The organism is Meridianimarinicoccus roseus, assembly GCF_003172915.1.
GTDB classification, from domain to species: Bacteria; Pseudomonadota; Alphaproteobacteria; order Rhodobacterales; family Rhodobacteraceae; genus Meridianimarinicoccus; species Meridianimarinicoccus roseus.
This window is the reverse complement of record NZ_QGKU01000034.1, coordinates 46,102-66,986: the sequence shown is the minus strand read 5'-3', so window position 1 is coordinate 66,986 and position 20,885 is coordinate 46,102. Positions and strand designations below refer to the sequence as shown.

Sequence of the window (20,885 nt, the reverse complement as noted above, 5' to 3'; positions counted from 1 at the left end):
GACCTCCCATGCTTGAACGCTCCCAGGTGATCGACGCCTATCGTCTCCTGCTCGGGCGTGAGCCGGAAAGCGACGCGGTGATCGAACAGCGGCAAGGTATGGCGAGCCTCGACGAACTCGGTGCCGTTCTTGTTGCTTCTGCGGAGTTCCGGCGCCGTGCGTCGCTGGGCACGCTTCCCACAACGGCACAACGCTGGGTTTGCGCCGAGATCCGCGGCGGCCTGCGCTTGTGGATCGACCTGATGGACCTCGGGGTCGGTGCCGGAGCGCTACGCGACAACTGGGAACAGGAAGAGACCGATTTCCTGCTGGGCACGATGAATCGCGGCGACCACTTTGTTGATATCGGAGCTAATATCGGATGGTTCACGGTGCTTGGGGCGCAGCGGGTTGGGCCGGATGGCCACGTCACCGCTTTCGAACCACGGCCCGATCTGTTTCGCCGACTGCGCGATTCACTGGCCGCAAACGATCTTCTAGGCCGCTGCGCGCTGCACAATATCGCGCTGGGTCGCGAACCCGCCGAAATGGAGATCGCCGCCAGCCCCGATGAAAGTAACCCCGGGCACAGCTATCTTGTCAGCGGCGCAGTCGACTCCGGTGCGGTCAGCCTCGGCAAGGTTCCCGTGCGCCGTCTCGACGATATCGGGATTGAACGGCCGGTGACGCTTTTAAAGATCGACATCGAAGGGGCCGAAGCTATGGCGCTGGAGGGCGCGCGCGGCCTGCTCGCACGCGACAAGCCCGTCATCCTGTCCGAGTTCTTTCCGCAATGGCTGCGCCGTGTCAGCGGCGTGGAACCTGCTGCCTATCTGAGCCTGCTGCGCGATATCGGCTATACAGTCTACGAACTGGCACAGGACGGCCCCGGCGCGCTGATCACCGATCTGCCGCAAGATTCCGAAAAGGAAGGGTTCTTCACCAACATCGTCGCCCTGCCCGAAGGTCGGCAAGTCGCGGTCAGGGCGCCGGGCGATCCCGACCGGGCCATTCAATTGCCCGGTCCCGTCACCGATGGCGGTCAAGCGGCGATGTGGTCCGGTATCGATAGTCTTGCACGGCGGCTCGGGACGCTCGAAACCCAAATGACCACGAGGGATGCGGTCTCAAGGCTGTCTGACGAGGTCCGGCAGATCAATGTCAGGCAGCGCGAGCGTGCCGACCAGATCGAGGCAGAGGCCGGAACGTTACATGCGATGCTGGCAGGAAAGCTCCACAAGCTCGAAGCGGAACTTCAGCAAATGATTGCGATGCAAGCAAGCATGGCGTCGCTTGAAAGCGACATACGCCGGATTGCACGCCGCAAGCCGCCGCTCAAGCGACTGATGCACGAATTGAAAAAGCCGTTCACGCGCGCGTTCTGGGAACGCGAGAAGGCCAAGCTGTTGGGCCACGCATCCCGCAACAATGCCGATGTTCCGGAGAGCACGGCCGCCGCGCCCGAAATCCCGGTCGACTGGAACGCGATCCGCGCCGCCCGCGCCGGGTGCCCTGCCCTTGCCGGTGTCGACAGGCCGGTCGCCATGATCGTCGACGACCGGCTGCCGGAACCGGACAGCGATTCCGGCTCGCTCGACGCCGTGAACCTTGTCTCAAGCCTCGTCGCCTGCGGCTACCATGTCGTCTTTGGGGTGGCTTCCGACCGGCCGCAACTGCCGCAGTACCTCGACGGGCTCAGAAAGCTCGGCGCGCGGGCGCTGGCTGAACAGGATGCGCCGTCGGTCCAAGGCTTCATTGAACGGCACGGGTCCCATGTCGACCTGTTCGTTCTCAGCCGCGTATCGGCGGGAGGACAGTTCCTGGAACTGATCCGCCACAATGCGCCGGACGCGAAGATCATCTTCAACACTGTCGATCTCCACCATGTCCGCGAGGCGCGAGCGGCACGGATGGCAAACGACGACGCTGCACTGGAACACGCCGAGCGGACCCGGGATCGCGAGGAGTTCCTGGTGGACCAGGCCGATCTGACTTTTGTCGTTTCGACTGTCGAGAACGAGATCCTGCAAGCCGCGCTACCGGGCTGCGCAACGGCGGTCCTGCCACTTGCTCGCAAGATCCGGCGCCCGGATACCGGCTTTGCCGATCGCTCTGGCGTCGGCTTCATCGGCGGTTTCGAGCACGCCCCGAACATTGACGCCATGCGGTACTTCCTCGGCGAAGTCTGGCCTCTGGTTCACGCGCGAGATCCATCGATCCCGATGGGCATCGTCGGCGCAAGCCTGCCCGACGAAGTTCTTGAAGGCGTGCCGGGCGACGTGCGGTACCTCGGCTCGCTTCCGGACATCGACGACTGGTTCGACGGGCTTCGAATGAGCGTCGCACCGCTGCGCATCGGCGCGGGTGCCAAGGGCAAGGTCGCCTCCAGCCTGACCAACGGACTGCCCTGCGTGCTCAGTTCCGTGGCAGCCGAGGGGATGGACCTGGAAAATGGGCGTCATGTTCTAATCGGCGACACGCCCGCCGACCTTGCCGAGCACATCGTGACTCTGAACGGCGATCCCGACCTTTGGAAAACTCTGTCCGAAAATGGCCTCGAATTCGCTCAGAACCGCCTGTCGGTTGCGCATTTTGCCTCCGTGGTGCGGGCCTCTCTGATCCGGATGGAGCTCCCGGCAGATTGATCGAGGCGGCCGTGGTCAGGCCCGGCACAGGTTTACCGCGTGGCCGCCATCCAAGCGTGGGTCTCGCGGATGCCCTCGGCAAGCCCGATCCGGGTTTGCCAGCCGAATTCGCGTTTCGCAGCCGATACGTCGAGCACGGAACGCGGCACGTCGATCGGTCGACCCGGCCGATAGTCCACCTTGAAGGGTGAGCCCGAAACTTCGCCGATGATCTCGACGATATCCGACACCGATGCCCCGATGCCCGATCCCGCGTTGAACGCGCCGGTAACATCCCTCGAGACCGCTTCGGCGCACAATTCGGCAAGATCGGAGACGTGAAGATAATCGCGCACGACGCTTCCGTCGCCCCAAACCTCAAGGTCTTCGCCGTTCAGCACTCGACGTAGAAAAGTTCCGATCACACCCTGAACCCCGGTATGGCCCTGCCTTGGTCCGTATGGGTTGGACGCCCGGATCGAAATCGGCATCAAGCCTCGGGTCCGGCGATAGAGATCGAGATAATGTTCGATAGATGCCTTGACGATCCCGTAGGAATTGATTGGCCGCAGTGGATGCTCCTCGGGGATCGGGACGGCGTCCGGCACGCCGTAGATCGTCCCGCCTGAGGACAGAAACATCAAGCGCGGGATCTTCAGCGCCGTCATCGAGTCCAGCAGCGCCAATGTTCCGACAAGGTTGTCGCTCACATCGGTCGGCGGATCGAGATCGGCGGTGCTCGGAAAGGTGGTACTTATCAGGTGCATCACCGCGTCGGCCCCGGACAAAGCATCAATCACCGACATACGGTCCCGGAAGTTGCCGAACTGGTACTCGACGCCGGGCAGCGGATCGCGGTAGCGCTCGGGCTGCCTGTCGAACACCCGCACCTTGTGGCCCCGCGCCAGCAGGCTGTCTACGACATGCGATCCGATGAAGCCGCAACCGCCAAGAACCAGAACCTTCATCGTCCCATCCATTCCATCCGCATCCGAACCAAACGAGCGACGCACAAAACGCGCCGCACTCTTATCTCGTCACGCCTTCGACCCGCGTGACTGCCGTTTCCCAGCCATTGCTCGCTGGCACGACGCCGAAGAGCCGCTCCAGCGCATGGAGCATGGTACCGTCGTTTGCCAGCGGTTCGGGCGGATAGTCGCCCCACTCAAGCTTCAGATCCACGAACGGGACCAAGGCCTGCGCGCGCATCCAGAACATCGTGCCGACCGGAAAATCGAAATAGCACGGCAGATCGTCGAGCCCCAACCTGTGCCCCAACGTCTTGGCATGACGCAGGTTACGGGTCCAGCCGATCACGTGGGGGTCGGCTGCGCTTAGCAGGCCAAGTCGATGCTGATTTTCGAACGCCCTGAGCGCCCGGTCAATCATCGCCCCGCCCCGATCCCCGCCAAGAAGATGTTCGAACAGGAATTCGGACCACGTGTCCACGAGGGCGCGGTTCTCCACATGTGCGCTTTTCTTGAAGTGGATGTGGCCGACCACGTCATGGCCTTGGATCAGGACCGGTCCGAAATGGGTCAGCAGCGGGCCGATATCCCGCCCGGCATTGGGCACGACACCCACCGCCGCAACCGGCCCGTCGTAGTCGCGCAAGACCTTTCGAACCAGTCCCGCGCTCTCGTCGTCCGCCACGCTGACATAGAGCGTCGGACGCGATGCGTTGCGTCGGATCCGGTCAAGACACCCACGAAGCTGATCGGGAAAAAAGGCATGGATGTGCAACGCGGCACGCAGGTCGCTGGCACGTGGCACCTCTTCGCTCGCATCAATCACCGTCTGAAGCCACGGCCCCTCGGGTCGCCCCGCGCGAAGAAAATCCGCATAAGGCGCACTGGCTCCGTCATAATCCGCGCCGCGCGCTTCGGCATAGAGGAACGGGTTGAAACCCGGTTCCGGCCTGCGTGCCCAGCCCGCCTTTTGCGAGGTCCGCAGGTAGCGACGGGCAAGCTTGGGCCGGGACATGCTGTGCGCTTGCTCCGGGCTGCAGAAGTCAGGCCGGAAAGATGGTGCCTCGGCGATCGTGGCTTCATCACGCGCGCTGTGGGCCTTGCGCCGAGCCGCTCTTTCGCCCAATTCGATCAGGGCATCGGCATAGCGGCCGAAATTGAAAGCCTCCTCGCCGATCGTCTTGACGCGGGCAGACAGTTCGTCGCTTGTCGCGACGTTCATGGCAAGTGCGCGCAGCTTGTCGGCCATCTGACTGGTATCGAGGTAGTCGGCCACGCACTGCACGCCCAGTCCCCGTTCGATCAGAATGTCCGAGATCCCGCTCGCCTCGGCGAAGCTGAAGACCGGCGTGCCCGTGCACATCGCGTCGATTGCGACGTTCGGCAAGGGGTCGAGCCTGCTAGACAGCAACAGCGCATCCGCCAGCCCATATGCGACGTCGATTGCACCAGTCGCGGGGACCAAGGATATGCGCGCCTCAAGCCCCGAGCGGCTGATCTGGTCACGCAGGAAAGCCGAATACCGAAGATCGGTATCGGGATCGTAGCCGCCGCCGAACCAGACGAAGCGGACATGATCCATGCCCGAGCAGGACACAAGCCGGGCCGCCGTCTCGATGAAAAGGTCTGTACCCTTGCGGTACTCGACCGTACCCGCGCCCATGACGACGAAGCTTTTCGTCCCAGCCGGGCGCATCAGCGCGGAAAGCTGATCCGCTTCGTCGTCGCGCGCATAAACGCTTGCCGCTGAAGTTTCGTCGGCGGCTTTCGGGGCCGCGGGCACAAGGCAGCGGCCCTGCGGCAGCACGTGCATGAACGGCGTGCGGTCCGGCAAGGCGACATCGAAGGCAGCCTCCAGCGTGAGCCGGGTCGAGAAGACGACCTCCGGCGCGAGCGTGACCGCTGCTTCGAAGGCCTTCGGGTCACCGATATAGGACGCGAACTCGTGCAGCAGAAACACCGCCGCAATATCGGCACGGCTCAGATCTTCCAGAACCCCGCGGGACTGGATGGAATTCACAATCGCGAAGCGGAAACTCCTGTCGCGGGTAAATCTGCGCAGCAACGCCTCGTAGGACAATTGCCGCGTTTCGATCCGTTTGCCGTGGTAGACCTGTTCCGACACCTCTGCATAGGACTCGAGTATGTCCCCGCCTGTCAGTGCCAGTACCGTCACGTTGTAGCGCACTGACAAAGCGCGGGCGATGTTGTGAGCAAGGATCGGGGCCCCGGACCGGCTGGCTTCGTGGCTTACGACAAGAACATTCGGCTTTGCTGCATCAAAGGCCAGCGCACCCTCGATGCGTTCGGCGCCGACCCGGGACGGGCGACCGCGCCCGCCGAGCTGCCCGTCCCCGCGCTTGCGGCGCTCTGCCCGGGCCTTGTAGCGCTCGGACTGTGCCGGAGCGATCGTGCCGGTCAGCCGCGCCATCAGTCGGTAGAAACCGCGCTTGAAGGTGTTGCTGAGAGGGCCGTCATGCCGCCATCCTGGTGATCTCCACGCGGACCCGGCGCGGGTCGGTGCATCCGCCCTTGCAGCCGCGGCCACGGCCGCTATGTCCGATTTCTTTTCATCGCTTACGCGGTCGCCCCCACCTGCCCCGCCGAGTAGGTCGAGCGAGCCGTCAATCAGCCTGAGCGGATAGCCGTGCGCGGTTACCTCCGCCTCCCAGTCCCGTCGCGGCAGAGCCTGAATCACGACCGTCTTGACGAAGGGAAAGCCCTCGTTGATAAGCGCGCGCCACTGCGCAATGGTCCGGTTCCCGGTGAACCCTGCCGGGATCGGGAACAGCGCCTGCGTGCTCAGACCGGCGGCGGCGAACGCGTTGTGAAGGCGCAGCTCGTACGCATCGATGACCTGCTTTTTCGTAGGCAAAGCGCGCACACCCGCAAGGAAATCGACCATTTGAACGACCCCTGCTCCACGGACCGCGAGCAGTTGGCTCTGGTAGTGGTAGCGTTGCTCCGCGCTGTCGATCATCCCGATCAGTTCGGCAGAGCTGTCGCGCACTCGTGCGATCAAGCGATTGAAATCGTCATCGTTGAGCGGGCCAAACATGCTGTCATTGGCCAGGATCAGCAGCTTGGTCTCGGCCGTGTCGATCCGTGAAAGCGCATGCGCCCAGCCTGCGAAATCGTAGCCGCCGTTCTGTCGCAGGATCAACCCATCGCAGAACGGGGCGATGTCTTTAATGCGCACTTCGCCCAGGTCATCGGCCACAACCACCACTGCGACGCGCAGTCCGGCGTTCCGAAAGGCTTGCGTGTAATGCGGCACATGCGGCTTGATCCGGCCATCCGGCGCGTGGGTCAGGAACAGGACAAGCTCTTCGGCTCTACCGGGGTCGGTGATGATCTGTATTTCGAACGCGTCCGCCGGGCGCGCGGCATCGTCAGACTTGGGAACGGACTGATCTCCGAGTACAGTCATGTCAGCGCCGTCCCCGTGCCCTACAACCAAGGCGACCCGCAGGTATCGCCGCGGCGGCCACAACGCCTGATGGCCGCAAGTTACGACGGCTACCGCAGGGTCTGTTATGGCTCATCGCTTCAGTTCCATCTTCATGGCGCACCGCATGCGCGGCTTTTATATCTTGTGACAGGATTCAGCGTTAGGCGATTGATACGGCGATTTCCACCGCTCGCCGCCCGCGCGCTTGGCACAGATGCGGCGCGGCATCACCTTGCGCCTACTGAGGCGGAGGTGCCTCCCAGCAGGCCACCGGGTGAGGCCCCGCATCAAGTTCAGGGCGGTCCGTTCCGCAGCGCGCAACGGCGAGCGGGCATCGGGCGCGGAACGCACAGCCCGGCGGCGGGTCGTACGGGTCCGGCAGTTCGGTGTTGGCATCCTCGGTCACGCCGGGCTTGCGGCCCGGCACCGGCACGCTGTCCAGCAGCAGGCGCGTGTATGGATGGCGCGGCCGGGCGAAGATGTCCCGCACCGGGCCGATCTCCACCACCCGGCCGAAATACATCACGGCCACCCGGTCACAAACCGTTTCGACCACCGAAAGGTCGTGGCTGATGAACAGGTAGGTCAGTCCCAGCCGCGCCTTCAACTCGTCCAGCAGGTTCAGTACCTGTGCCTGAACCGACACGTCCAGCGCCGAGACGGGTTCGTCCAGCACGACCAGCGCCGGGTCTGGCGCCAGCGCCCGCGCGATGCCGATCCGCTGCGCCTGCCCGCCCGAGAATTCGTGCGGATACCTGTCGAGGAATTCGGGCGCGAGGTTTACCTGTGCCATCAGCTCCTGCAGCCGGGCCTCGCGGTCGGCGCCGCGCAGCCCGCACAGGAACCCGAGCGGCGCTTCGAGGATCGCTCGGATTGTCTTGCGCGGGTTGAGCGAGGCGATCGGATCCTGGAACACGTACTGCGCGCGCCGTGCCAGTGCGGCGGGGTCGCGCCGCCCCTCGGCCACGAGATCAGTATCGCCGAGCCGGATCGCGCCGCGCGTCGGCCCGTCCAGCCCCACCAGCATCCGCGCCAGCGTGGACTTGCCGCAGCCAGACTCCCCCACGATGCCCAGCGTCTCGCCCGGCGCGACATCCAGTGACACGTCCTGCACCGCGTGCACCGCTGGCAGCGGGCGGCGCAACAACGTGTGCCCGCCACCGAACACCCGGCTCACCCCGTCGATGCGCACCAGCGGCTCAGCCATCCGCGACCTCCCGTTCCATCGGGAACAGACAACGCACGGCGCGCCCGCCGCCCTGTTCCACAAGCGCGATGTCGCCGACGCGGCATTCGTCCCGCGCGCGCGGGCATCGGTCCGCGAAGGCACAGCCGGGCGGCAGCGCGTTGACCACAGGCGGCCGCCCGCTGATCGCCTCCAGCCGCCGGTCTGGCGCACCCAGCACCGGCACGCAGGCGATCAGCCGGTCGGTATAGGGGTGCGCCGGTGCCGCCAGAATCTCGTCCGTCGGCCCGGTTTCGACGATCCGGCCGGCATACATCACCGCGACCCGGTCGCAGATCGCCGAGACAACGCCGAAGTCATGGGTGATGAACAGGATCGCGCTGTCGCGCTCGCGCCGCAGCCGGTCCATCAGCGCAAGCACCTGCGCCTGTACGGTCACGTCAAGCGCGGTGGTCGGTTCGTCCGCGATCAGCACCGAAGGATCGTTCGCCAGACCCATGGCGATGCACACGCGCTGTCGCATCCCGCCGGACAGCTCGTGCGGGAAGGCCTGCATCCGTTCGGCCGGGTTGGGGATGCGGACGAGCGCCAGCAGATCACACGCCGCCGCCTCGGCCTCGGTGCGTGGCATCGGGCGATGGGCGCGGATCGCCTCCACCAGTTGGGCGCCGACGGTGTGCAGCGGGTGCAACGTGCCCAGCGGATCCTGGAAGACATGCGCGACATCGCGGCCGCGGCGCTGGCGGATCTCCTCGTCGCTGAGGGCGAACAGGTCGGACCCGTCCAGCCAGGCCGCGCCACCCGCGATCCGGCCCGGCGGCGTGGGCACCAACCCCATGACCGACATCGCGGTGACGGATTTGCCCGACCCGCTTTCTCCGACCAGGCCGACGCACTCTCCCGGCGCGAGGTGCAAGTCCACGCCGCCGACGGCGCGGTAGACCTGGCCGCCGACATGGAACTCCGTTTCCATTCCCTGAAGCTCCAGCACCGCGCCGGGATGGTCCTGCCGTTCAGGCACGGCGGTGCGGCGCACGGCGGTGCGCGCCACGGGCCGACTGAGCGCACCGGATTTCAGGCGCGGGTCCAGCACGTCGCGGATACCGTCGCCCAGCAGATTGATCCCCATGACCAGCACAAGGATCGCAAGGCCCGGCACCACCGACACGTGCGGGTGGGTGAAGAGCACGCGGCGCCCCTCGCCCAGCATGGAACCGAGATCGGATTGCGGCGGCTGCGCGCCGAGCCCCAGGAAAGACAGCCCCGCAGTCTCGAGGATCATCCAGCCCACCGTGGTTGACATAGTGATCACGATCACCGGCAGCACGTTGGGCAGCACCTCGGTCAGCAGGATGCGCGGATGGCTCTTGCCGGACAAGCGCGCGGCATCGACGAATTCGCGCCGCGCAAGGCCTAGCGTAATGCCCCGGATGTTGCGCGCGAAGAATGGCACGTTGACGATGGCAATCGCGTACAGCGCGTTCAGCAGTCCCGGCCCCAGGACCGCGACGATTGCAAGCGCCAGCAGGATGTAGGGAAACGCCATAACCATGTCGATGCCGCGCATCAGCCAATTGTCCACGCGCCCGCCGGCATAGCCAGCCACCAGCCCGATCAGCGATCCGACCGCCGCTGCAATCAGCGTGGCGGAAAGCCCGACAGCGATGGACACGCGCGCGCCCCAGACCAGACGCGAGAGCAGGTCCCGCCCCAGCGCGTCGGTGCCCAGAAGGTGGCCACCCTCGCCGGGGCGCAGCAGCCGGTCCGCAGGTGCGGTGGCGTTCGGATCTGCCAGCGGCAACAGCGGCGCGGCCAGCGCCACGAGACAGACGAATGTCACGACGCCAAGCCCCGCGACCGCGAGATGATTGCGCGCCAGCAGCGCCCAGGCGCCGGTGCGCCGCGCGCGCCCGGCCGGTGCCGAGGATCGGGCCGCCCGCCCCATCACCTGAGCCTCGGGTCGAGCAGCGTCTGAACCACGTCGGCACACAGGTTGAACAGCACATAGGCCGCCGCGACCACCAGCACCCCACCCTGCACCAGCAGCAGATCGCGGGTCGAGATCGCGGTTACCAGCATCGACCCGATACCGGGCCACTGGAACACCGTTTCGATATAGACGGCACCGCCCATCACGAAGCCGGCCTGGATGCCGATCACCGGGATCACGCCAACCAGCGCGGCCTTGAACGCATGCCGCCATATCACCCGGGATTCGCGCAGGCCCTTGGCGCGGGCGGTGCGGATGTAGTCCTGCCGCAGTACTTCCAGCATGGCGGTCCGGGTCAGCCGCGCGATGACCCCGGTCGCGACGACAGACAGCGTGGCTGCGGGCAGCACGAGATGGTGCAGAAGGTCCGGCAGATCGCCACCGCCATAGATCGCGTACATGCCCGAGGCAGGAAACAGCCGCCACTGCACCGCGAACAGAAGGATAAGCAGCAGGCCCAGCCAGAAGGACGGGGTGGAAATGCCGATCAGCACCACGAACGTTACCACCTTGTCGGTCCAGCCGTATTGCCGCACGGCCGACACGACCCCCGCCAGCAGCCCGAGGATCGAACACAATACCAGCGATGTGCCCGCAAGGATCAGCGTCGCGCCGAAGCGTTCCGTCACCTCGTCAAGCACGGGGCGGTTGAGCGAATAGGACCGCCCGAGATCGCCTTGCAGCAGGTTGCCCAACCAGATCAGGTATTGCTCCGGCAGGCTGCGATCGAGCCCGAGTTGCCGGTTCAGCCGTTCGACATTCTCGGGCGTCGCGTAGGAGCCGAGTATCGCGGTCGCCGGATCGCCGGGGATCATCGCCATGATCAGAAACACGATCAGCGTCAGGCCGAACATGACAGGGATGACGGCCAGAAGGCGTTTCAGGATATAGGCACCCATGCATCACTCCCGCAATTGCGGCGCATCGCAAGGACCGGCCCGGGCGAGCGGGCTGGCGATGCGCCGCGCGGCCCGGGTCAGGGCTTGCTCACGTCCTGCAGCAGCAGGAAGAAGGACGGCTCCAGCGCAAAATCGCCGACCCGGTCACTCACCACAGCGTTCTGTTTCCAGTTCGCCACGAAGACCCAAGGCGCCTCCTCTTGCACGATCACCTGCATCTGCTTGTAAAGCTCTGCCCGGCGGTCCTGGTCGACGGCCGTGCGCGCCTCGTTCAGCAACGCGTCCACCTCGGGGTTGGAATAGTAGCCCGAGTTGAAGCCGCCCTTGTCGGGCCAGGCGTCGGTGCGCAGCGCAAGGTAGGGCAGTGTGTCCGGATCGTTCGTCATCCACGCCATTTCGGCCATATCCGCCTTGCCCTCAAGACCGGGGTTCACCTCGCCCAGGAAGGTGTTCCATTCGTATGTCTCGATCACGACGTCCATGCCGACGGCCTCGAGATCGGCCTGGATCGCGGTGCCCATCGCCACCGGATCAAGCATCCCCGATCCGCCTTCGGTCACGAAGAAGGTCACCGTCTCGCCGCCATAGCCGGCCTCGTCCAGCAGGGCGCGCGCGCGGTCCGGATCGTACGGATAGGGTTCCAGTTCCTCGTTGTAGGCCCAGGCGAAGGCGGGCGGGGTCGGGCCCGCCGCGACCTCGGCGGTGCCCTGCAGGATGTCATCCACCAGTGCCGCCTTGTCGATGGCGTAGTTGGCGGCCTGCCGAACGCGCTTGTCGGCGAACGGGCCTTCCTTCGCGTTCAGGATCAGGAACCACAGATGCGGGCCGGCCTGTTCAAGCACTTCGAAGGCAGCATCCTCGCGGAACTGCGCCAGCGCGTCCGGCGGCACCTCCACCATCACGTCGAGCCCGCCGGACAGCATCTCGGCGATGCGGGTGTTGGCGTCGGTGATCGGACGGAAGATCACCGCATCGAGCGTCGGCGCACCGTCCCAGTAGTCCGGGTTCGCCTCCGCGACGACACGCTGGTTCGGGGTCCAGTCCACCACCCGATAAGCGCCGGTGCCGGACGGGTTGCGCCCGAAATCCTGACCGTATTCCTCGACGGCCGCCTGGCTGACGATCAGCCCGGTCGGGTAGGCGAGATTGGACAGGAAAGGCGCATAAGGTTCGTTCAGCGTGAAGCGCACGGTAAGATCGTCCACCGCCTCCACGCTTTCGACCGCACCGAAGAAAAACGACAGTGGGAACGGGCCGGTATCGGCGAATGGATGATCCTCGTTCAGCATCCGCTCGAAATTGAACTTCACCACCTCGGCGGTCAGCGCGGATCCGTCGTGGAAGGTCACGTCCTCGGCAAGGTAGAAGGTATAGACAGTGCCGTCCGCGGACACGTCCCAATTGGTCGCCAGCGCCGGTTCCACCTCGAGCGTGCCGGGCGCATAGCGGACCAGCCCGTCATAGACGTTCATCAGGATCCGGAAATCGTTGACTGCGGTGACCGCGTGCGGATCAAGCGATTTCGGCTCGGCAATCTGCCCGACGACCAGCACGCCCGGTGGGGTCTGGGCCTGCGCCGCCGGGGCAGCCGCAAAAACAGCGGCCAGGAAAACGCCCCTCAGAAGGTGTTTCATCGATCTCTCCCTGTTATGCTTTGGGTCAGCCTAGCCCCTGCCCCCGGGTGCAGCACAACCCCCGGGGGCCGAAAAACACGGCGGATGCACCGATTTTGCGCAGCCCGCGCGCGAGCGAACGGCTTCGGCGCGCCCAGGAAAGGACAGACGCCATGCCCCGTATCGACCCCGACCGCCTGCGCCGCCTCCTCGACGGGATCAACGCCTTCGGCCGTGACCCGCTGACCGGCGGGTTCGACCGGATCGGCTACAGCGCCGCCGACATGGCCGCTCGCGACTGGGTCGCGGACGAGATGCGCCGCGACGGGCTGGCGGTGCGGCGCGACGCGGTGGGCAACCTGTTCGGGCGCTTCGGGCCGTCGGAGGGGCCTGCGATCCTGGCCGGATCTCATCTCGATACCGTGCCGCAGGGCGGGGCGTTCGACGGGGCGCTTGGCGTGGCTGTGGCGCTGGAATGCGTTCGCGCGCTGCGCGACGCCGATGTGGCCCCCGTCTGCGCGATCGAGGTCACCGCCACCGCCGAGGAAGAGGGCCGCTTCGGCGGGATGCTGGGCAGCCAGGCGCTGGCGGGCATCGCCGGGGCGGAATGGGTCTCTGGCGCGCGCGACGCGAACGGCGTGCGGCTGACCGATGCCATGCGCGCATGCGGGCTTGATCCGGCGGCGGCGGACACGGCGGCGTTACCTCCCGGCCACGCGGCGGCGTTCCTCGAACTGCACATCGAACAAGGCCCGGTGCTGGAAGCAGCGGGAATGCCCGTCGGAATCGTGACAGGGGTGTCGGGATGCTGCGTGCTTCAGATCACGCTGGAGGGGACCGCGAACCATTCCGGCACTACGCCCATGCCGGTGCGCGCCGACGCCTTCGCCGGGCTGGCGCGGATGGCAGCCGCCATTCCCGCGATCGCTGACGCGGTGGGCACAGACCAGTCGCGCATCACCATAGGCAAGGTCGCGCTGCACCCGGACGAGGTGCACACGATCCCGGGGCGCGCGGAATTCTCGGTTGTGCTGCGCGATACCGACGAAGGGGTAATGCGGCGGCTGCGCGCCGCGCTTGAGGACGCGCTGGCCGATGCCGCCGCGGCCCACCGCTTGCGGACCAAGGTCGCCGAACGCAGCTGGATCGCGCCCACTGCACTGGACGGGCCGCTGCGCGACGTTCTGACCCGCGCAGCGGCGACCTGCGGACATGCCGCGCAGCACATGCCATCAGGCGCGGGGCACGATGCTCAGACCATGCAGACCCTGTGTCCGGCCGCGCTGATCTTCGTACCCAGCCGGGGCGGGATCAGCCACGCCCCGCAAGAGCACACTGACTGGGCCGACATCCTGCCCGGCGCGGAGGTGATGCTTGCCGCGCTGAAGGAGCTTGCCGGCAACGGGCCGCGGCGCCCCTGATGCCGCGGACCGTGCTGGGTGGCACGCGGCGTGCAAGCCCACGGAACCCGCCAATCCCGACAGGGCCGCGCGCGGCAGGTTTCTGGCGTTTTCACCTAACCCTCCGCAATCGCCAGCCGTTAGGGAGTTTTGCCGACCTGTGCCGACACGTCCCGCTCGCCGGAAAAGGAACACCATGAACAAGCCCTTCACGCCCGACCCCGGCTTCGCACCTCAGGATGTGCGCAGCACTGTCGCCCGACCGACCAGCGGGGCCGCGCCCTTCGAGGTCGATGAGATCTTCTTCTCGCGGACCGATGAGAGGGGCATCATCAAGGCGTTCAACACCGTCTTCGTGCGCATCGCCGGTTTCACGTCCGACAAGTTGCTGAACGCCCCGCACAAGATCATCCGACACCCGGACATGCCCCGCGCGGCGTTCTGGCTGCTGTGGAAAGGCATCCAGGCCGGCAAGCCGGTCGGGGCCTATGTCAAGAACAAGGCCAGTGACGGACTCTACTACTGGGTTTTCGCGCTGGTCACGCCAATTCCCGGCGGGTTCCTGTCCGTGCGGATCAAGCCCACCAGCAAGATGCTTGCCGTTGTGGAAGCCGAATACGCCGCCCTGCGCCGCCGCGAGATCGAAGAGAAGCTCAAACCCGAGGACAGCGCGCAACTGCTGCTGGACCGCATTTCGGCGCTCGGGTTTCCCAGCTACTACAGCTTCCAGACAACCGCACTGTATGCCGAGTACACCGCGCGTCTGGCCGCGATGGGCCGCAGCCCCGACCCTGAAGTCACCGATATCGAGGCGATCATGCGTTTTTCGCAAAGGATCGCCGAGGAAAAGGCCGACCTGACGCGCAAGTTCGGCACGGCGGAGCTGCTGACCGCGAACATGCGGATCAACGCGGTACGGCTGACAGTCGGGCGCGGCACGATCAACGAGATCGCAAAGGGTTACGACCTGATGCTGAAGGACATTCGCCAGCACCTGCGCGATCTGTCGATCCCGCGCAGCGCCGAGGGAATCTTTGCCAGCACCAAGGACGAGCGCAGCCTGTTCCTGCTATGCGCGGAGCGGATCATGCACGAAGTGCGCGACGCTTTCCTCGCGGACGGTCACAACTACCCCGGCGTGGACCGCGAGACCGAGGCGGAAAGGCTGGACAAACTGTGCCTGCAATACCTTGCCGGATCGGAAACCGCTCTGAAAGAAGCGATCGAAGGGGCCGTGCGGGTGCGCCGCGATGCCGATTTCCTGCGGCGGCTCGTGGTCGGGCTTTCGTCCATCCGGATCACCTGCCGGGTGGAAAGCGGGATCCTGCAGGGCAAGGCCGACGGGCTGGAAACCATCGTGGAGCGACTCGACAACTTCCATGACGAGATTGCAGAGAACTTAGAAAAGATCGAAGACGCGGCCGATGCGATCACCCGCTGCGTGTTGGAACACCTGCGGCGCTGATCGCGCAGCCGGGATGCCCCTGTTCGGTGCCGCAGCCGATGGCGCGGCAGGTCAGTCGGCGTGCACCGGGAGCGCCGCGATGCGGGCGTCGATCTCGGCGATCTGCGCGTCGTAGCGGGGGCTGTCCACCGCGCCGTAGCGTGCCGCGAATTCCGCTTCGGACATCAGTGACGGCAGGCCGCTCACATCCGGAGCGACATCGGCTTCCACCGCGATGCGGCCAACCAACGAAGCGAGATCGGCAGCATCGCCCGCCAGTGCGCGTTCAGCCAGCGCGATACCAGCCCGGTCCATCGCGATGTCATCGAACGAGAAACCTGACCCGCCGGATCGGCCCGCATCCAGCAGTTCCTTCACCTCGCCGAACCCGAAGGACACGCCCGCGCCGCCCGCCGCGGTAAGCGCGGCAGACAAGGTGAAGTGCTGGCGCAGATCGCTCCGGCCGCCCAGCTGCGTGCCTGCGCAGGGCGAGTCGACATCGGGCACCGGCAACGGGCCGATGACCGTCTCGGTGGCGCTGCGGCTGCCGCAATGGGCCCCGAGCGCGGCGAACGCGGCCTGCAGATCCGCGCGCAGCGCGGCCCGCGTGTCATGCCCGGCTTCGGACACCCGCACCAGCGCGAAACGGATCCACGGTAGGGCAGAGCCACGGGCAGGCAGTTCGCCGGCACGCGCCGCATCCGACATGGCCGTGTAATGCTCTGCGGCGGCTCCGGCGTCACCGACACCGGCAAGCTGGCGCAGGCCGGTCTTGATCCGCGCGAAAAGCTGCCCCTCGTCGCCGGACCCCGCATCCAGCACCAGTGTGGCCTTACCAGGTTCCGTGACCAGCCCCGAGATGCTGCCGAAGATCAGCGTGCCCATGTCGTCTGGCGTGGCGAGGTCCAGCAGACCGCGCAGCGCCGCGACAGTCGGGCCGGGCGGCAGCGACATCCGCCCCAGCGTGATCCGGGTGATGTCCAGCCCTTCGACCGACGGCGCGGCCTGCGCGCTGAAGTTGATCCAGCCGAGATCGGGTAGATGCGGCACCTGGCCCGAGATCGCAACACGCACCCCGCCATCGTCCACGATACTCTGGCCGCGCAGCGGGCGCACCAGCCGCGACATCGCCGCGATCGCACTGTTCAATTCGGTCTGGCTTGCCACGACCCGTACCAGCCCGTCTGCCGAAGGCGGGGCCTCCATCGCGGTCCGCATCCGAACCGCGAGTCCCCGCGCCTGCACCGCCATGCGCGGATTCATCGTGGCCGACGCCGGCAGCGCGGGATCCGGTTGCAGCGCGCCCCAGGCGAAGGCGAAGGGCCCGACAAGGCAGACCAACAGAACAAGGCGAAACAGGAAACGGAACATCGCGGCCCCCCTTTCAGGTTGCGCCCGGCTTACGCAAATGCGCGCGCCCTTGGCAAGCGGCCAGCGCGCATGCCGAAAAAAAGCCACGTTCGCGAGGCAGCGCTACTAAATCGGCGGGAGCCGCTGTCGTTTGGACTTTCAAGAGCCGACCTTTGGCGGAGCGATAACCATCTTACGAACGTCCATTTGCCGTTCGACACCGATTGCTCTACCCGAAGATGAGTGATTTGTAAGGAGTTGCGCCATGTCCCGCCTGTCCCGCCTTGTTCTTGCCGCCACCCTGGCCGGTGCCGCAGCCCTGCCAGCAGTCGGCGCGACCTTGTCCTCGGCAACAATCGAAACCTTCGACGCCACCGTATTCAACGACCGCATTGGGGCGCTGAACAGCAGCCTCGTGGAGGATTTCGAAAGCTTCACCGCCGGTGAGATCAGCGGCCCGCTGGCCACCAGCGTCGGCCGGTTCGCCACCATTGGCGGCACCGGGTCGGGCGGCACGGTCAGTGGCACGTCCGGCAACACAGGGACGGGCCTGTTCCTGCGCGACAGTGGGGTCTACGGGCGCAGCAACACGACGATCGGCGGCACACAGTTCCTTGACAGCAACGACACGAGCGGCGTCGACTGGGCGATCTCAGGTGTCGGGTTCTTCGACCGTGTGTTCTTCACGTTGAGCGACATCGCCGACACCGGCGCCGACTTCCAGCTCGCTGTCGGCTCCGTGACTCTGGCTGACGTGACCGCAAAACGCAGCAACGGCGCGACCGAGATGGTGATGCTGAGTTTCGCGTCGGCGATCGACGAGCTGACGCTGACCTTCCGCCACGCCAAGCTGAACGACGGCTTCGGCATCGATGACGCCGGGATCGGGCTGAGCGTACCGGTCAACGCCCCGCCGCCAAGCGCGGTGCCGCTGCCCGCCAGCGTCGCCCTGTTGATGGCGGGCGTGACCGCGCTGGCCGGCCTGCGCCGCACCGCCCGGCGAAAAGCCGCCTGACCTAGCGGCCCCGTGCGTTCTGCGCCAGTTCGGTTTCGGGCGTCAGGGCCTGTTCGGCCAGAACGTCCTCGTCCGGCTGGCGCGTGAAGCCTTCCAGCGACCCCAGCAGGTCGCGGTCACGCGGGATTTCGACTTCGCTCAGGCCGTAGCAGGTCAGCATCTCGGACAGGCTGCGCAGCGCGTGCATATGGATGCGTTCATAGCCGTGGCTGGCATCGACCCCGAATGTGGCCAGCGCGGTGCGCACGTCGGCGCCCGCTTCCACCGCCGACGCGCTGTCGGACCGATAGTAACGAAACACGTCCTTCTGCACGCGGATATCGTTGTCGCGGCAAAGCTGCACCAGCTTGCGCGTCAGGTGATAGTCGAACGGCCCGGTTTGGTCCGCCATCGCGATGGTTACTCCGAACTCGGCCGAATTCTGGCCCGGCGCGCTGGTGCCGTTGTCCACCGCGACCATGCTCGCGATGTCAGGCAGCACCACGGCGGCCGCGCCATGCCCGACCTCCTCCGCGATGGTGAATAGCCAGAAGATGTCCACGGGCGGCTTTTCCGTGGCCTTCATGGCCTTCAAAGCCGCCAGCATCACCGCAACGCCGGCCTTGTTGTCGAGGTGCCGCGAGACGATGAATCCGTTGTCAAGAAATTCGGGCTGCGGGTCGATGGCGATGATGTCGCCCACCTCGATGCCCAGCCGATAGGTCATCTCGGCGTGGTTGGTATAGGCGTCGATGCGCATTTCCACATGCTCCCAGCCGACCGGCAGATCGTCCACCCCATCGCCATAGGTGTGGCCCGAGGCACGCATCGGCAGGATGGTCCCGCGATAGGTGCCGCGATCGGTGAAGATCGTGGTGCGGGCACCTTCGGCGAAACGCGCCGACCATGTCCCTATGGGCACCAGTTCAAGGCGACCGTTGGGCTTGATCGCCTTGACCTGCGCGCCCAGCGTGTCGACATGGCTGACCACCGCCCGCGCGCCGGCCGATTGTCGCCCCGGCAGCAGCGCCCGGATCGCGCCACGCCGCGTCAGGTCGTAATCCAGACCAAGCTTGTCCAGTTCGGCGCAGACGTGCCGTACGATCGTGTCGGTGAACCCGGTCGGGCTGGGGATCGTCAGAAGATCGTGCAACTGGTCCCGCAGATAGTCGATGTCGATTTCCAGTCGGCTCATGAATGTCCTTTCCCGGCGCTCCGGGTTTGTGCCTGCCGCACGGCCGCGGGCAGGCTCAGCGGGAACAGCAGGTCGACAAAGCGTTCCGCCGTCGGCTGCGGTTCGTGATTTGCAAGGCCGGGGCGTTCGTTGGCCTCGATAAAGATATAGTCGGGTTCGCGCGGCGATTTCACCATCAGATCGATCCCCGTGACCGGGATCTCGATCGCTTTCGCCGCGGCGATGGCCGCGTTGATCAGCGCGGGATGGGTTTCGCCGGTTACGTCGTGGATCGTGCCACCCGTGTGCAGGTTCGCGGTCTTTCGTACCGCGATGCGGCGCCCCTCGGGCAGCACGTCGTCGAAAGCCAGATCCTGTTCGGCAAGGCACCGTTCGGTTTCGGCATCCATCGGGATGCGGCTTTCCCCGCCGGTCGCAGCCTCGCGACGGCGGCTCTGCGCCTCGATCAGGTCTCGGATCGCGGTCTGGCCATCACCGATGATGGCCGCCGGGCGGCGCAGCGCTGCGGCCACGACGACATAGTCGATCACGACGAGGCGCAGATCCTCACCTTCGAAATAGGTTTCCAGAAGCACGTCCGGGCAGATCGCCTTGGCGGCGCTGACGGCGGTTTCCACGGCGTCGGGGCTGCGCAGGTCCACGGCGATGCCGCTGCCCTGTTCTCCCCTGGCGGGCTTTACCACGACAGCGCCTTCGTCCTGCACGAAGCGGGCCCGCGTTTCCGGCGTACCGCCAGTCATCTGCGCGGGCACGACGACGCCCGCGCGTTCCACGATCCGCCGGGTCAGACGCTTGTCATCGCAGATCGACATGGCGACGGCGGTGGTGAATTCCGACAGGCTTTCGCGGCATGCGACGGACCGACCGCCATAGATCAGCCGAAACAGCCCCGCCCCGGCATCGATCACGTCCACCGCGATGCCCCTGCGGCGGGCCTCGTCCACAATGATCTTGGCATAGGGGTTGAGCGCGTCGTCATCGCCCTGCCCGCCAGTGAAGAGAGGCTCGTTTATCGGGTTCTTGCGCTTGACCGCGAAGACCTGCACCCGCTTGAAGCCCAGCTTCTCGTACAGTGAAATTGCCTGCGTGTTGTCATGCATCACCGACAGGTCCATGTAGGCCAGCCCGCGCCCCTTGAACTGTTCGGCCAGCCGCCGTACCAGGCTTTGCCCGATGCCCGGTTGCACCGCGTCAGGCGCCACCGCCAGCGCCCAGAGCGACGAGCCGCGTTCCGGGTCGTCGAAGATCAACGCGTGATCCAGCCCCATCACCGTACCGAGGATCTTGCCGGTTTCGGAACATTCCGCGACATAAACGGTCGTCATCCGCGCGTCGCGCGAGGACCAGAAGAATTCTGGCGGCACCGGCACCATGCCCCGCGCACGGTAGATGGTATTCACCGCCTCGGCATCGGCGCGGTTGGTCAGGCGCCGGATGAAGAACGACTTCTTGCGCGACCGCGCAGGCCGGTAGGTAGCAAGGTCGAGCCGGTAGGTGTTGGACGGATCGAGAAACAGCTCCTGCGGGGCGTTGGCCAGCACGAGATGCGGGTCGCGCACGTAAAAGGCAACGTCGCGCCGATCCGGACCTTCGGCACGGATCGCGTCGGCCAGTGCCTGGGAAGTGGCGAAGGTCTGCCCGAACAGCACCCGGCCCCAGCCGCAATTCACCACGGCGTCGGGCCGCGGCGGCTTCTGCGCCGGACCGACGCCGTGCAGGCTGCCCTGCCGCAGGCGTTGCAGGCGGTATTCGTTCGCTCCGCGCGGACGGTGATCCGTGGTCATCGCCGTGT

The 20,885-nt window shown here is 66.0% G+C and carries 13 protein-coding genes; 4 read left to right on the top strand and 9 right to left on the bottom strand.

What is annotated here, in order from left to right; genetic code table 11:
* Positions 1-8: 8 nt before the first annotated feature.
* Positions 9-2,624, top strand: a complete 2,616-nt coding sequence (locus DKT77_RS11395) for an FkbM family methyltransferase (RefSeq protein WP_109811837.1) — start codon at positions 9-11, stop codon at positions 2,622-2,624.
* 32 nt (positions 2,625-2,656) lie between these two features.
* On the opposite strand, the gene DKT77_RS11390 is transcribed toward DKT77_RS11395, so the two are convergent.
* The 6 genes from DKT77_RS11390 to DKT77_RS11365 form a co-directional block, all read right to left on the bottom strand.
* On the bottom strand, positions 2,657-3,571 hold the full coding sequence (locus tag DKT77_RS11390; protein ID WP_109811836.1) for an NAD-dependent epimerase/dehydratase family protein: 915 nt from the start codon (positions 3,569-3,571) through the stop codon (positions 2,657-2,659).
* Positions 3,572-3,632: 61 nt separating this feature from the next.
* Complete coding sequence (locus DKT77_RS11385; RefSeq protein ID WP_109811835.1) at positions 3,633-7,001, bottom strand: rhamnan synthesis F family protein; 3,369 nt, start codon at positions 6,999-7,001, stop codon at positions 3,633-3,635.
* A gap of 259 nt (positions 7,002-7,260) precedes the next feature.
* Positions 7,261-8,229 (bottom strand): ABC transporter ATP-binding protein, encoded by a 969-nt coding sequence (locus DKT77_RS11380; protein WP_109811834.1) that lies wholly within the window; start codon positions 8,227-8,229, stop codon positions 7,261-7,263.
* Entirely contained in the window at positions 8,222-10,153 is a 1,932-nt protein-coding gene (locus tag DKT77_RS11375) for a dipeptide/oligopeptide/nickel ABC transporter permease/ATP-binding protein (RefSeq protein WP_109811833.1), read from the bottom strand. The genes DKT77_RS11380 and DKT77_RS11375 overlap by 8 nt, the downstream gene beginning before the upstream one ends.
* Positions 10,153-11,097: an ABC transporter permease gene (locus DKT77_RS11370; protein ID WP_109811832.1), complete on the bottom strand. Its 945-nt coding sequence runs from the start codon at positions 11,095-11,097 to the stop codon at positions 10,153-10,155. The genes DKT77_RS11375 and DKT77_RS11370 overlap by 1 nt, the downstream gene beginning before the upstream one ends.
* 77 nt (positions 11,098-11,174) lie before the next feature.
* Entirely contained in the window at positions 11,175-12,731 is a 1,557-nt protein-coding gene (locus DKT77_RS11365; protein WP_109811831.1) for an ABC transporter substrate-binding protein, read from the bottom strand.
* Between the two features lie 152 nt (positions 12,732-12,883).
* Here DKT77_RS11365 and DKT77_RS11360 point away from each other — a divergent pair, with 152 nt between their 5' ends.
* Both DKT77_RS11360 and DKT77_RS11355 read left to right on the top strand, forming a co-directional pair.
* A complete protein-coding gene (locus tag DKT77_RS11360; RefSeq protein ID WP_109811830.1) occupies positions 12,884-14,131 on the top strand; it encodes a Zn-dependent hydrolase in 1,248 nt (415 codons plus the stop codon).
* A 175-nt stretch (positions 14,132-14,306) separates the two neighbouring features.
* The gene (locus tag DKT77_RS11355; protein ID WP_109811829.1) at positions 14,307-15,575 is read left to right on the top strand and encodes a PAS domain-containing protein; all 1,269 of its coding nucleotides are present in this window, start codon (positions 14,307-14,309) and stop codon (positions 15,573-15,575) included.
* Positions 15,576-15,626: 51 nt separating this feature from the next.
* Here DKT77_RS11355 and DKT77_RS11350 read toward each other — a convergent pair whose 3' ends face one another.
* Positions 15,627-16,925, bottom strand: a complete 1,299-nt coding sequence (locus DKT77_RS11350; RefSeq protein ID WP_109811828.1) for a hypothetical protein — start codon at positions 16,923-16,925, stop codon at positions 15,627-15,629.
* 244 nt (positions 16,926-17,169) lie between these two features.
* On the opposite strand from DKT77_RS11350, the gene DKT77_RS11345 reads away from it, so the two are divergent.
* Positions 17,170-17,919 carry a VPLPA-CTERM sorting domain-containing protein gene (locus tag DKT77_RS11345; protein ID WP_109811827.1) on the top strand — a complete coding sequence of 250 codons (750 nt, stop codon included), beginning with the start codon at positions 17,170-17,172 and terminating at the stop codon, positions 17,917-17,919.
* 1 nt (position 17,920) lies between these two features.
* Here DKT77_RS11345 and DKT77_RS11340 read toward each other — a convergent pair whose 3' ends face one another.
* On the bottom strand, positions 17,921-19,093 hold the full coding sequence (locus DKT77_RS11340; RefSeq protein ID WP_109811826.1) for an osmoprotectant NAGGN system M42 family peptidase: 1,173 nt from the start codon (positions 19,091-19,093) through the stop codon (positions 17,921-17,923).
* Entirely contained in the window at positions 19,090-20,877 is a 1,788-nt protein-coding gene (gene ngg / locus DKT77_RS11335; RefSeq protein ID WP_109811825.1) for an N-acetylglutaminylglutamine synthetase, read from the bottom strand. The genes DKT77_RS11340 and ngg overlap by 4 nt, the downstream gene beginning before the upstream one ends.
* Positions 20,878-20,885 lie beyond the last annotated feature (8 nt).